Source organism: Pseudomonas sp. KB_15, from assembly GCF_052114525.1.
Classification (GTDB): Bacteria; Pseudomonadota; Gammaproteobacteria; order Pseudomonadales; family Pseudomonadaceae; genus Aquipseudomonas.
Genome location: NZ_JBFREX010000381.1, coordinates 1 through 355, shown reverse-complemented (window position 1 = coordinate 355; position 355 = coordinate 1). Strand labels below are relative to the sequence as shown.

Annotated in this window: 1 protein-coding gene; it reads left to right on the top strand. The window is 65.9% G+C overall.

What is annotated here, in order from left to right:
- On the top strand, positions 1-355 hold a 355-nt coding region (locus AB4Z35_RS31385), incomplete at both ends, for a pyridoxal-phosphate dependent enzyme (protein WP_442101351.1).

Below are 355 nucleotides of genomic sequence, written 5' to 3'. Positions count from 1 at the left end.
CGCTGGACGAGCTGCGCGAAGCCTATGCGCAATCCCAGAACGATCCCGCGTTCGACGCCGAATACCGGCGCGAGCTGAAGCACTTCGTCGGCCGCCCGTCGCCGATCTACCATGCGCAGCGCTGGAGCGAGACGCTCGGCGGGGCCCAGATCTTCCTCAAGCGCGAAGACCTGAACCACACCGGCGCGCACAAGATCAACAATGTGATTGGTCAGGCGATTCTGGCCCGCAAGATGGGCAAGAAGCGCGTGATTGCCGAAACCGGCGCCGGCATGCACGGCGTGGCCACGGCGACGATCGCCGCGCGCTTCGGCATGGAATGCGTGGTCTACATGGGGGCCGAGGACGTGCAGCG